The 12,897-nt window shown below is 67.3% G+C and carries 9 protein-coding genes; all 9 read right to left on the bottom strand.

Annotation, left to right across the window (positions count from 1 at the left end; all coding sequences use genetic code 11):
* Positions 1-40: 40 nt before the first annotated feature.
* Entirely contained in the window at positions 41-823 is a 783-nt protein-coding gene (locus M2421_RS15785) for a 3-hydroxybutyrate dehydrogenase (RefSeq protein WP_259208483.1), read from the bottom strand.
* 213 nt (positions 824-1,036) lie between these two features.
* Positions 1,037-2,602 carry a glutamine-hydrolyzing GMP synthase gene (guaA, locus tag M2421_RS15780; protein ID WP_259208481.1) on the bottom strand — a complete coding sequence of 522 codons (1,566 nt, stop codon included), beginning with the start codon at positions 2,600-2,602 and terminating at the stop codon, positions 1,037-1,039.
* Between the two features lie 111 nt (positions 2,603-2,713).
* A complete protein-coding gene (guaB, locus tag M2421_RS15775; RefSeq protein ID WP_259208622.1) occupies positions 2,714-4,171 on the bottom strand; it encodes an IMP dehydrogenase in 1,458 nt (485 codons plus the stop codon).
* 675 nt (positions 4,172-4,846) lie between these two features.
* Entirely contained in the window at positions 4,847-5,728 is an 882-nt protein-coding gene (folD, locus tag M2421_RS15770; protein ID WP_259208479.1) for a bifunctional methylenetetrahydrofolate dehydrogenase/methenyltetrahydrofolate cyclohydrolase FolD, read from the bottom strand.
* A 70-nt stretch (positions 5,729-5,798) separates the two neighbouring features.
* On the bottom strand, positions 5,799-7,625 hold the full coding sequence (locus tag M2421_RS15765) for a monovalent cation:proton antiporter-2 (CPA2) family protein (RefSeq protein ID WP_259208478.1): 1,827 nt from the start codon (positions 7,623-7,625) through the stop codon (positions 5,799-5,801).
* A gap of 251 nt (positions 7,626-7,876) precedes the next feature.
* Entirely contained in the window at positions 7,877-9,016 is a 1,140-nt protein-coding gene (gene moeB / locus M2421_RS15760; RefSeq protein WP_259208477.1) for a molybdopterin-synthase adenylyltransferase MoeB, read from the bottom strand.
* 611 nt (positions 9,017-9,627) lie between these two features.
* Entirely contained in the window at positions 9,628-11,019 is a 1,392-nt protein-coding gene (der, locus tag M2421_RS15755; RefSeq protein WP_259208475.1) for a ribosome biogenesis GTPase Der, read from the bottom strand.
* A gap of 12 nt (positions 11,020-11,031) precedes the next feature.
* Complete coding sequence (gene bamB, locus M2421_RS15750; protein WP_259208473.1) at positions 11,032-12,240, bottom strand: outer membrane protein assembly factor BamB; 1,209 nt, start codon at positions 12,238-12,240, stop codon at positions 11,032-11,034.
* The gene (locus M2421_RS15745; RefSeq protein ID WP_259208470.1) at positions 12,240-12,878 is read right to left on the bottom strand and encodes a tetratricopeptide repeat protein; all 639 of its coding nucleotides are present in this window, start codon (positions 12,876-12,878) and stop codon (positions 12,240-12,242) included. Before M2421_RS15745 ends, bamB begins: the two co-directional genes overlap by 1 nt.
* Positions 12,879-12,897: the final 19 nt, after the last annotated feature.

Genomic DNA, 12,897 nt, shown 5'->3' with positions numbered 1-12,897 from the left:
CGGCGCTGCCGATGCTGCGTCGACGGGCAAAGACGGCCAGTCAGCGGGCTGTCCAGCCGCCATCCATCGGAAGTGCCGTGCCGGTAATCTGAGCAGCGGCGTCCGAGGCCAGGAAGACCACCATGTCTCCGAGCTGGTCGGGCGTCACAAACTGCAGCGAGGGCTGTTTTTCGGCCAGCAGTGCGCGCGCGGCGGACTCCTTATCCGCTCCCTCCCGTTCCGCCAACGCGGTGATCTGCTGCTCAACCAGCGGCGTCCGCACCCACCCTGGGCAGATGGCATTGGCCGTGATGCCCGTGCCCGCGTTCTCCAGCGCCGTCACTTTGGTGAATCCCACTACACCGTGCTTCGCGGCCACATAGGCAGACTTGTTCACCGACGCAACCAATCCATGCACCGACGCGATGTTGACCACGCGACCGGATCGCTGCTGCTTCATGTGGGGCAAGGCAGCCGCTGTTGCATGGAACACCGCCGATAGATTCAGCGCGAGGATCGCATCCCACTTCTCGACCGGGAAATCCTCGATCGACGCAGTGTGCTGGATGCCCGCATTGTTCACCAGGATGTCGATGCGCCCCATCTTCTCGACGGCATGGGCGATCATTTCGCGCACCGCCTCACCACGGGAAAGGTCGGCGCCATCGTGTGCCACCCGTACGCCAAACTCGGTCGCCAAGCGGGAACGGATGCGTTCGATCTCCGCCGCATCGCCAAATCCATTCAGCACGATGTTGGCCCCTTGCCGCGCGAGCGCAGTGGCAATGCCAAGACCGATACCGCTGGTGGAGCCGGTAACCACCGCGACTTTTCCAGTGAACATGGGCAAGATTCCATCGGGCGCAGGCGGTCAGTGTAGCCGCCGGCACGCCCATCAGCGCATGCACCCGCCAGAGACACTGGCACAGCCTGGTCATCGGAACGGTAGCAGTCCGTCGCCCTCCCCCCAACGGCAATCCCACGAACAAACCGGCGCCATTTGCTGGAGCGCGTGAAAAGCAACAAGGGCGCCTCTCGGCGCCCTCGTTCGTTCAACTCATTCCCACTCGATCGTCGCCGGCGGCTTCCCCGAGATGTCATAGACAACTCTTGAAACCCCCCGCAACTCATTGATGATCCGGTTACTCACCGTACCCAGGAAGTCATACGGCAGATGCGCCCAATGCGCCGTCATGAAATCAATCGTCTCCACCGCACGCAGCGCGATCACCCACTCATACGCACGCGCGTCACCGACCACGCCCACCGACTTCACCGGCAGGAACACCGCGAACGCCTGGCTGGTCTTGTCGTACAGATCCGCCTTGCGCAGTTCGTCGATGAAGATGGCATCGGCCTTGGCCAGCAGCTCGGCGTATTCGCGCTTCACTTCGCCCAGGATACGCACGCCCAGGCCCGGGCCCGGGAACGGATGGCGATAGACCATGCTGCGCGGCAGGCCGAGTTCGACGCCGAGGCGGCGCACTTCGTCCTTGAACAGCTCACGCAGCGGCTCCACCAGGCCCAGCTTCATGTGCTCGGGGAGGCCGCCCACGTTGTGGTGGCTCTTGATCACGTGCGCCTTGCCGGTCTTGCTGCCGGCCGACTCGATCACGTCGGGGTAGATGGTGCCCTGCGCCAGCCACTTGGCGTTCTTCAGCTTGTTGGACTCTTCATCGAAGATGTCCACGAACAGGTTGCCGATGATCTTGCGCTTGGCTTCCGGATCGCTCACGCCCTCCAGCTTGGCGAAGTAGCGGTCCGCGGCGTTCACGCGGATCACCTTGACGCCCATATGCTCGGCGAACATCGCCATCACCTGGTCGCCTTCCTGCCAGCGCAGCAGGCCGGTATCGACGAACACACAGGTCAGCTTGTCGCCGATCGCCTTGTGCAGCAGCGCGGCCACGACGGACGAATCGACGCCGCCGGACAGGCCCAGGATCACTTCATCATCGCCCACCAGCTCGCGCACGCGGGCGATCTGGTCGTCGATGATGTTGGCGGCGGTCCACAGGGTTTCGCAGCCGCACACGTCCACCACGAAACGGCGCAGCAGCGCCTGGCCCTGCAGGGTGTGGGTCACTTCCGGGTGGAACTGCACGCCGTACCAGCGCTTCTCTTCGTTGGCCATCGCAGCCACCGGGATGCGGTCGGTCACAGCCGTCACGGTGAAGCCCGGGGGCGCGACGGAGACGTGGTCGCCGTGGCTCATCCAGACGTTCAACTTGGGCTCGCCGCCGTGGTCGCTCAGGCCCTTGAACAGTGCATCGGGGGCGACGACGTTGACTTCGGCATGGCCGAACTCACGCTGGTCGGCCGCTTCGGTGGCGCCACCGAGCTGGGCGGCCAGGGTCTGCATGCCGTAGCAGATGCCGAAGATCGGCAGGCCGCTGTCGAACACTTCCTGCGGCGCGGCGGGCGCGCCCGGCAGCGTGGTCGACTCCGGGCCACCGGACAGGATGATGCCCTTGGCGCCGAACGCGGCGATGTCGGCCGGGTTGTGGTCCCACGCCCAGATCTCGCAGTACACGCCGAGCTCGCGGATGCGGCGCGCGATCAGCTGGGTGTACTGCGCGCCGAAATCGAGGATGAGGATCTTGTCGTTATGGATGTTGGTCATGGTGCCCGGGCAATGCAGGAGTAAATACGGGAAACACAGATTCGTTACCGGCGGCGGATAGAGAAAGAGGAACGGGAATCAGCTTCCTCGTTCCTCTTTGCTCATGCCGCATCAGGCGCGGTAGTTCGGCGGCTCTTTGGTGATCTGCACGTCGTGGACGTGGCTCTCACGCTGGCCGGCGCCGCTGATCTTGACGAACTTCGGCTTGCTGCGCATGTCTTCGACGGTGCCGCAGCCCACGTAGCCCATGGTGGCGCGCAGGCCGCCCATCAGCTGGTGGATGATGCCGCCGACCGGGCCGCGGTACGGCACGCGGCCTTCGATGCCTTCAGGCACCAGCTTGTCGGCGCTGGAGGCGTCCTGGAAGTAGCGGTCCTTGGACCCCTTCTCCATCGCGGCCAACGAGCCCATGCCGCGGTAGCTCTTGTACGAGCGGCCCTGGAACAGCTCGGTTTCGCCGGGCGATTCTTCGGTACCGGCCAGCAGGCCACCGATCATGATGGTGGAGGCACCGGCGGCCAGCGCCTTGCCGATATCGCCGGAGTAACGGATGCCACCGTCGGCGATCAGCGGGATGCGGTCCTGCAGCGCCTCGGCCACCAGGTCGATCGCGGTGATCTGCGGCACGCCGACACCGGCGACCACGCGGGTGGTGCAGATGGAGCCCGGGCCGATGCCGACCTTGACCGCGTCCGCGCCGCAGTCCAGCAGCGCCAGCGCGGCTTCGCCGGTGCAGATGTTGCCACCCACGACCTGCACGTTCGGGAAGTTCTTCTTGACCCAGCGCACGCGGTCCAGCACGCCCTGCGAATGGCCGTGCGCGGTGTCCACCACCAGCACGTCCACCCCGGCGGCGACCAGCGCCTCGACGCGGCGATCGGTGTCGCCGCCGACGCCTACCGCAGCACCCACCAGCAGGCGCGTGGCGGTGTCCTTGGCGGCGTTGGGGTAGTCGGTGTTCTTCTGGATGTCCTTGACCGTGATCAGCCCGCGCAGGGCGAACTCGTCATTAACCACCAGGATCTTTTCGATGCGGTTGCGGTGCAGCAGCTGCAGTACTTCTTCCGACGCGGCGCCTTCCTTGACCGTGATCAGGCGATCCTTCTTGGTCATGATGTGGCGGACCGGATCGTCCAGTTCGGTCTCGAAGCGCATGTCGCGGTGGGTCACGATGCCGACCAGCTGGCCGCCGCCGTCCACCACCGGCACGCCGGAGATGTTGCGCGCCTGGGTCAGGGCCAGCACGTCGCGGATGGTGGTTTCCGGACCGACCGTGATCGGGTCGCGGATGACGCCGGCCTCGAACTTCTTGACCTTGGCCACTTCGGCGGCCTGCTGTTCCACGCTGAGGTTCTTGTGGATGATGCCCATGCCACCGAGCTGGGCCATGGCGATCGCCAGGCGGGCTTCAGTGACCGTGTCCATGGCCGCGGAGAGGATCGGAAGCTTCAGCCGCAGGTCGCGGGTCAGCCGGGTTTCCAGGCTGACATCCTTGGGCAGGATCGTGGAGTGTGCGGGGACGAGCGAGACGTCGTCGTAGGTGAGAGCTTCAGCCTGGATGCGCAGCATCGGCATACCCGAGATGTGGGGAAGCGCGACATTTTACCCTGATTCGGCCGTCTTGGGCAGGGGGCGGATGCGACGCAGTGTCGCGCCGGCGGGGGCCGTAGAGCCGACCGTTGGTCGGCTGCACCTGAACCCTGCCCCGAACCCGGTAGAGCCGACCGTTGGTCGGCTGCACCTGGATCGATGAGCCACCGCGCCAAAAGCAGCCGACCAACGGTCGGCTCTACACGGCATCGCGGCAGCGGCAGCGGCACCGGTCGATCGGCTCGGCATCGCGGCAGCGGCACCGGTCGATCGGCTCGGCATCGCGGCAGCGGCACCGGTCGATCGGCTCGGCATCGCGGCAGCGGCACCGGTCGGTGGGCACGACATCGCGGCAGCGGCGCCGGTCGGTCGGCACGACATCGCGGCAGCGGCGCCGGTCGGTCGGCACGACATCGCGGCAGCGGCGCCGGTCGGTCGGCCCTAGATCGCGGCCGCAGCAGGTCTCGGTCGGCCCGAGATCCCAGCGGCGGCAGTTATCGCTCGGTCCGGGATCGCCCCCACGGCAGGTATCGGTCAGCCCGAGACCGTGGAGGCAGCAAGTATCGCTCGGTCCGGGACCGCCGCCACGGCAGGCATCGGTCGGTCCGGAACCGCAGCCGCGACAGGTGCCGGCCGCGAGTCAGCCCCGGGCGGTCAGAAGGCTTCCGCCGCCTCGATCGTGTTCTGCATCAGCGTCGCCACCGTCATCGGCCCTACCCCGCCCGGCACCGGGGTGATCCAGCTGGCACGGGCGGCGGCGGCCTCGAAACCGACGTCGCCGACCAGGCGGCCGTCGTCCAGGCGGTTGATGCCCACGTCGATCACCACCGCGCCCGGCTTGACCCACTCCCCCGGCACGATGCCCGGGCGGCCCACCGCCACCACCAGGATGTCGGCGTCGCGAACGCTGCGCTCCAGCACGTCGCGCGGGGTGAACTTGTGGCAGCTGGTCACGGTGCAGCCGGCGATCAGCAGCTCCAGGCCCATCGGGCGGCCGACGTGATTGCTCACGCCCACGATGGTGGCGTTGCGGCCGCGCACCGGCTGGTCGGTGTGGCCCAGCAGGGTGACGATGCCGCGCGGCGTGCACGGGCGCAGGCCGAACTCGCGCAGGGCCAAGTGGCCGACGTTTTCCGGGTGGAAGCCGTCCACGTCCTTGCGCGGGTCGATCCGGTGGATCAGGCGGCTGGCATCGGGGATGCCCGGCAGCGGCAGCTGCACCAGGATGCCGTGGATCTTGGGGTCGGCGTTGAGCTGGTCGATCAGGTCCAGCAGCTGGGCCTCGTTGGTGCCCGCCGGCAGGTCGTAGTCGAAGGCCTCGATGCCCACCTTCTCGGCCGCGCGGCGCTTGTTGCGCACGTATACGGTCGACGCCGGGTCGCCGCCCACCAGCACCACGGCCAGGCCGGGCCGGGTGCCGCCGGCGGCCAGTCGGGCATCCACCCGCACCTTGAGGCTGTCCAGCAGGTCTTCGGCGATGCGGCGCCCGTCCAGGATGCGGGCGGGGGCGGCGGATGCGGGGGTCGGTGAGCTCATCGAGGGCGGCAGGCGTGGGGCGGCGGGGACGGTATTGTCCCCGATTACGCCGGCCCCGCCCACCGCTGCGTCATTCCTCTTCGGGCACTTCGTCGGCGTTGAGCGTGCGCGCCTTGCGCTTGGGCGCGGTGAACGGGGTGGGCGTGGGCACGCCTGGCAGCGCGCTGCCGAACACCATGTGCGCGCCGGCACGCAGGCTGCCGCCAGCCATTTCCAGCTCGAAGCGCTCGGCATCGCGCTCGCGGATCTGCTCGGCGATCTCGCGCGCATCGTCCTGGTCGGCGCCCAGTTCCATCAACGCGGCCTGGCCGAACTGCAGCGCCGACTCGAACGTCTCGCGAATCTGGTAGTCCACACCGGCATGGATCAGGCGCAGCGAATGCTCGCGGTCGAACGAGCGCACCAGCACCTTGGCCTGCGGGAATTCATGGGTGACCAGCTCGACGATCCGGTCGGCGTCCTGGTCGTTGTTGACGCACACCGCGATCGCCCGGGCCGAGCCGGCCCCGGAGGCATGCAGCACGTCCAGGCGGGTGCCATCGCCGTAATAGATCTTGAAACCGAAGCGCTCGGCGTTGTGGATCATGTCCACGTCGTTGTCGATGATGGTCACGTCCACGTCGCGCGCCAGCAGCGACTGGCTGGCGACCTGGCCGAAGCGGCCGAAGCCGATCATCAGCACGCTGCCGGACAGGCCGTCGGCCTCCTCCACGCCGTCCAGCGACACTTCGCGGTCGGGCATCAGCTTGTCGTGCAGCAGCACGAACAACGGGGTCAGCGCCATCGACAGCACCACGATCGCGGTGAAGTTGGCGTTGACCTGTACGTCGATCACACCGGCCACCGCCGCGGCGGAGAACAGCACGAACGCAAACTCGCCGCCCTGCGCCATCACCACGCCGCGATCCAGCGCCTGGCGATGGTCGCTGCCGAGGATGCGCGCGACCACGTAGATGCACACCGCCTTGGCCAGCATCAGCGCGAACACGCCGGAGACGATCAGCGGCCAGTTGTTGGCCACCACGGTCAGGTCCAGCGCCATGCCCACGCTGAGGAAGAACAAGCCCAGCAGGATGCCGCGGAACGGTTCGATGTCCGCTTCGATCTGGTGGCGGAACGTGGACTCGCTGAGCAGCACGCCGGCCAGGAACGCGCCCATCGCCATCGACAACCCGCCCAGCTGCATCAGCAGCGCCGCGCCCAGCACGACGAGCAGTGCGGCGGCGGTCATCACTTCGCGCGCCTTGGCAGCGGCGAGGATGCGGAACAACGGGTTGAGCAGGAAGCGGCCGACCAGCACCAGGCCGACGATCGCGCCGGCGGCGATGCCGACGGTGACCCAGCGCGAACTCTCGCCGGCGTCGCTGTGCACCGGCGCCATGAACGCGACCACGGCCAGCAGCGGCACGATCAGCAGGTCTTCGAACAGCAGGATCGAGACGATCTTCTGGCCGCTCGGCAAGGCGATGTCACCTCGCTCGGCCAGCAACTGCATCACCACCGCGGTGGAGGTCAACACGAAACCCGCCGCGCCGATGAAGGCCACCGGCAACGGGAAGCCCAGCAGCATGCACACGCCGGTGAGCACCGTGCCGCAGACCACGATCTGCAGCGTGCCCAGCCCGAAGATCTCGTTGCGCAGGCTCCACAGGTGCGAGGGCCGCATTTCCAGCCCGATCACGAACAGGAACATCACCACGCCGAGTTCGGCGGTATGCAGGATCGCCTGCGGATCGGAGAACCAGCCGAAGCCGAACGGGCCGATGGCGAGGCCGGCGGCGAAATAGCCCAGCACCGAGCCCAGGCCCAGCCGGCGGAACAGCGGCACCATCACCACCGCCGCGCCCAGCAGCGCCACTACTTTCACCAGCTCGCTGGCACCTGCTTCGACCGCCATGCGGTTGCTTCCCCGGACTACATAGAGGGGTCAACGATAGGGCAAAGCGCCTGGCGGCAATAGCACGCATGTCGCGCATGATTGTGCCGAAAACAGAACGATGGCGGGATTCACACGGCATATCGTCCCGCAAACAGGGGTCGCACCACGCAAGCCCGGTAGAGCCGACCCATGGTCGGCTGCTCACGCTGCCGAAGACCGCGCCAAAGGCAGCCGACCATGGGTCGGCTCTACCTTGGCCACGACCCGCATCAGCGGGCGTTGCAGAACGCGGCGTAGTCGATATACCCGGGAAAGGCCGTGCCCGGCGCGCACAGCGGACAAGCCGGATCGGGGCGCAGGCGGGTCTCACGAAAACGCATGCCCAGTGCATCGAAGCTCAGCAACCGGCCGGTCAGCGGTTCGCCCACGCCCAGCAGCAGCTTGAGCACCTCGGTGGCCTGCAGCAGCCCCACCATCCCCGGCAGCACGCCGAGCACGCCGGCCTCGGCGCAGTTGGGGGCGAACTGCGGCGGCGGCGGCTCGGGGAACAGGCAGCGATAGCACGGCACGTGCCCGCGCTGGCGGCCGGCATCGAACACGCTCACCTGGCCGGTGAAGCGCTCCACCGCGCCATACACCAGCGGGATGGCGTGCCGGATGCAGGCATCGTTGAGCAGGTAGCGCAGCGGGAAATTGTCCGAGCCATCCAGCACCACGTCCACGCCGTCCAGCAGCGCGTCCACGTTGCCGGAGGTGACCCGCACCTGCAGCGCCTCCACCTGCAGGTGCGGATTGAGCGCCATCAGGCGCTCACGCGCGGACAGTACCTTCGGCGTGCCGACGCTGGCGTCGGTGTGGATGATCTGGCGCTGCAGGTTGCTGCGCTCCACCACGTCGTCATCGGCAATGCGCAGGTGCCCTACCCCGGCCGCGGCCAGGTAGAAGCTGGCCGGTGCGCCCAGGCCTCCGGCGCCGACCACCAGCACCCGCGAACCCAGCAGGCGTTGCTGTCCGGGCACGCCCACCTGCGGCAGCAGCAGGTGGCGGGAATAGCGTTCGTTGAAGTCGCGCTCGGCGTCGCCCTGCAGCGGCTGCACCAGCGGCAGGCCGTCGGCACGCCAGGCGGTGGTGCCGCCCTGCACGGAGGCCAGGTGGGTGTAGCCCAGGTCGTGCAGCATCCGCGCAGCTTCCATCGAGCGCTTGCCGCTCTGGCAGATCAGCACGACCTCGCGGTCGGTGGCGGGCAGATGGGTAGAAGGCTCGGCCTGGAGATCGCCCTTGGCGATGCCGAGCGCCCCCTCGGCCATGCCGGTGGCGCGCTCGTGCGCCTCGCGGACGTCGATCAGCAGGGCGCCATGGACGATGCGCGCGCGGGCCTGCTCGGGGGTGATTTCGGGGACGGTACTCATCCCGGGATTATCGCGCAGGCAGGGCGTGGGTAGAGCCGAGCCATGCTCGGCTGCCGTTGGCATCGATCATTGCCCCCTTGCGGGGCCTGCCGAGCATGGCTCGGCACTACAGGGTGGATTGCTGCGTGCTGTCCTGCCGAGCATGGCTCGGCACTACCGGCTGGATGACTGAGCGCTGCCTTGCCGAGCATGGCTCGGCACTACCGGGTGGATGATTGGGCGCTGCTCATCCCGGGATTATCGCGCAGGCAGGGCGCGGGTAGAGCCGAGCCATGCTCGGCTGCCGTTGGCATCGATCATTGCCCCCTTGCGGGGGCCTGCCGAGCATGGCTCGGCACTACCGGGGGGATGATTGAGCGCTGCCCTGCCGAGCATGGCTCGGCACTACCGGGTGGATTGTTGCGCGCTGCCTTGCCGAGCATGGCTCGGCACTACCGGCTGGATGATTGGGCGCTGCTCATCTTGGATGATCGCGCAGGCAGGGCGTGGGTAGAGCCGAGCCATGCTCGGCTGCCGTTGGCATCGGCCATTGCCCCCTTGCGGGGGCCTGCCGAGCATGGCTCGGCACTACCGGTAATGCAGAAGAGCCGGCTTTCGCCGGCTCTTCTGGATTACTTGCCCTTGACGTGCTTGATCAGGCGCCGCTTGCGCTTGATCTGGCGTTCGGTCAGGACGTTCTTCTTGCCTTCGTACGGGTTCACACCCTCGCGGAAGATGAACTGTACCGGGGTGCCAACGAGTTTGAACCGCTTGCGGAAGAAATTCTCCAGGTAGCGCTTGTACGACTCCGGCAGGTCCTTCAGGCGCGTACCGTGCACGATGAAGGTGGGCGGATTGGAGCCGCCCGGGTGCACGTAACGCAGCTTGGACACGTGACCCCGGATCGCCGGCGGCGGGTTGGTCTCGTACGCCACTTCCAGCGCCTTGTTGACTTCGCTGGTGCTGAACTCGTGCGTGGCCGAGGCGTGCGCGGCGTGGATGCAGCGGAACAGCTCGCGCAGGCCCGAACCGTGCTTGGCCGAGATCCGCACCACTTCCGCCCACGGCACGAACCCGAGCTTGCGCGACACCAGCGCTTCGGCCTGCTCGCGCTGGTAATCGGTGAGGCCATCCCACTTGTTGATCGCCACCACCAGGGCACGGCCGGCATCGAGCACCGCACCCAGCACGCTGGCGTCCTGGTCGGTCACGCCTTCGGCGGCGTCCAGCATCAGCACCGCCACCTGGCACTGCTCGATGGCCTGCAGCGTCTTGATCACGCTGAACTTCTCGACCACCTCCTCCACCCGCGCCTTGCGACGCAGGCCGGCGGTGTCGATCAGCCGGTACTCGCGCCCGTCACGCTCCATGTCCACCGCGATCGAGTCGCGGGTGGTACCGGGCACTTCGGAGGCGATCATGCGCTCTTCGCCCAGCAGGCGATTGACCAGCGTCGACTTGCCCACGTTGGGGCGGCCGACGAAGGCGATGCGGATGCGGTTCGGATCGGTGTCGAGGGTCTCGGTGGTGCCTTCTTCCGGCAGCCGCTCCACGACCTCGTCCAGCAGGTCGTCCAGGCCCTGGCGATGCGCGGCCGAGACGGTCAGCATTTCGCCAAAGCCGTACCGGGCAAACTCCGAACGCACGGTGTCTTCGTTCATGCCGTCGATCTTGTTGATCAACAGCAGGGTCGGACGTGCCAGCTTGCGCAGCCACGACAGGATCTCGTCGTCCATCGGGCCCTCACGGGCATCGACCACGAACAGGATCAGGTCCGCCTCGGCGGCGGCGGCGCGGGCCTGGCGGGCGGTAGCGCCGGCCAGACCTTCTTCTTCACCGGCGATACCGCCGGTATCGACCACCAGGAACGGGTGGTCTTCGTTAAGACGACAAACACCGTAATTACGGTCCCGGGTCACGCCGGGCTGGTCATGGACCAGCGCGTCGCGCGTACGGGTAAACGCATTGAACAGCGTGGACTTGCCGACATTCGGCCGTCCAACCAGGGCGACCAAGGGCAGCATCGCGGTAACTCCTTATTGTGCCAACCGGAATGCGGTCAGCTTTCCATCAACGTTCTGCACCAGCAGAATCCCATCGGCAGCTACCGGCTGTGCCAGGAGGGCGTCGCCGCCACTCTTGGCGCGCGCCGCGAACTCACCATTGTCGGTCCGCAACCAGTGCAGGTAACCCTTGTAGTCGCCGACCACCACGTAATCGCCCTGCACCGCCGGGCCGGTCAGCGAGCGCCGCGCCAGGCCGGTCTGCGACCACATCGCGGTGCCACTGCTCTTGTCCAGGCCGAACACGCCACCCTTGTTGTCGGTGACGAAGACGTTGCCCGAGGTCAGCGCCAGGCCGCCGGCGCCGCCATGATCGCGGGCCCACAGCGGACGACCGGTCGGGCCTTCAATGGCCATGGTCTGGCTCTTGAAGCTGCTCACGAACAGGGTGTTGCCTTCCAGCACCGGGGCGCCGTCCACGTCGGACATGCGCTCCAGCTCGGTGCGGCCTTCGCCGTTGGCGACCATCTGGTCCCACACGGTGCGGCCGTCCTGCATGCCCAGCGCCGAAACGCTGCCGTCATCGTTGCCGATGAACAGGACACCCGGGCCTGCGACCACGGCGGCATTGCCACGCACGGTCAGGGCCGGCAGCTCACGCGGATTGAACCAGCGCTGGGTGCCGTTGCCGGCGTCCAGGGCAGTCACGCGGCCGTCGTTGCTGCGCACGAACACCATGCCCTGGGCGATGGCCGGCGCGGAAATCACTTCACCGGTCACCTTGGCCCGCCACTTCTCGGTGCCATCGTTGGCATCGAGGGCGATCACCTGGCCGTCCAGCGTGCCGATGGCCACCAGGCCGTCACCCACGCCGGGACCACCGGACAGGCGCAGCTTGGGCTTCTTCTTTTCCTTGGCCGGCTCCCAGGTCCAGACCTTCTTGCCGGTCTGCAGGTCGATGGCATGCACGCCACCGTAGATGGCCGCCGCGTACACGCGGCCATCGGCCACGGTCGGGCCCTGGCGGACGCCGATGCGCTTTTCGCCCTTGCCGACGTTGACGCTCCAGAGCTTGTCGACCTTGACGGTCGGCTCGAACTTCACCAACTCCGCCGGCTCCAGCGCCTTCTTGGCGGCCGCGTCCTTGCCGGCGAACCAGCCCTTGACGGTGGTGCAGCCGGACAATGCAACGCCCAGCAGGACCAGGGTGGCAACGCGCTTGATCATGACCATCTGCTTCATTACACCGACTCCGCAGCATCGGTGACGGTGCCACCGGCATCCATCACTTTGGTTTCAAGCAGTCGCCGCTGCGGCGCTGCCACGTCCAGCGTCTTGAGCGCCTTCTCATACTGTTGCCGGGCGTCATCACGCTTGCCCTGCGCCATCAACACGTCGCCCTGGATTTCCAGGCTGGCGCTGTCGCTGGCGCCGCCGAGTGCCTTGCTGGCCTCGTCGTACTTGCCGGTGGCCAGCAGCAGGCGCGCAATGCGCTGCTCGATGACCGGCTGGAATTCCGGGTCGGCCTTGATACCGCGCAGGGTCGCCAGCGCGAGGTCGTTCTTGCCGGCCTCCACCTGGGCCTTGGCCAGCTGCAGCGCCGCCAGGTCGGCGTAGATGTTGGCCTTGCCTTCATCGAGCGCCTTCACGCCCTTGGCTGCCTGCTCCAGGTCCTTGTCCTGGAGGTGCTTGAGCACCGCCTGGTACTGGACGTTGGCGCCGGCCAATGAATTGCTGTGCTCTTTCTGCCACCACTGCCAACCGGCGATGCCGCCGATTGCGATCGCGACACCCGCGATGATGCTGACACCATTCTTCCGCAGCCAGCTGCGGACGCGTTCACTTTGTTCGTGCTCGTCGAGCAGATCGTCGATCGCCATGCGTACTCTCGCCCCGCCC

It is taken from the genome of Stenotrophomonas sp. BIGb0135, assembly GCF_024810105.1.
Taxonomy (GTDB): domain Bacteria; phylum Pseudomonadota; class Gammaproteobacteria; order Xanthomonadales; family Xanthomonadaceae; genus Stenotrophomonas; species Stenotrophomonas maltophilia_AB.
The sequence above is the reverse complement of the archived record's forward strand: the minus strand, read 5'-3'. Positions and strand labels throughout refer to the sequence as shown.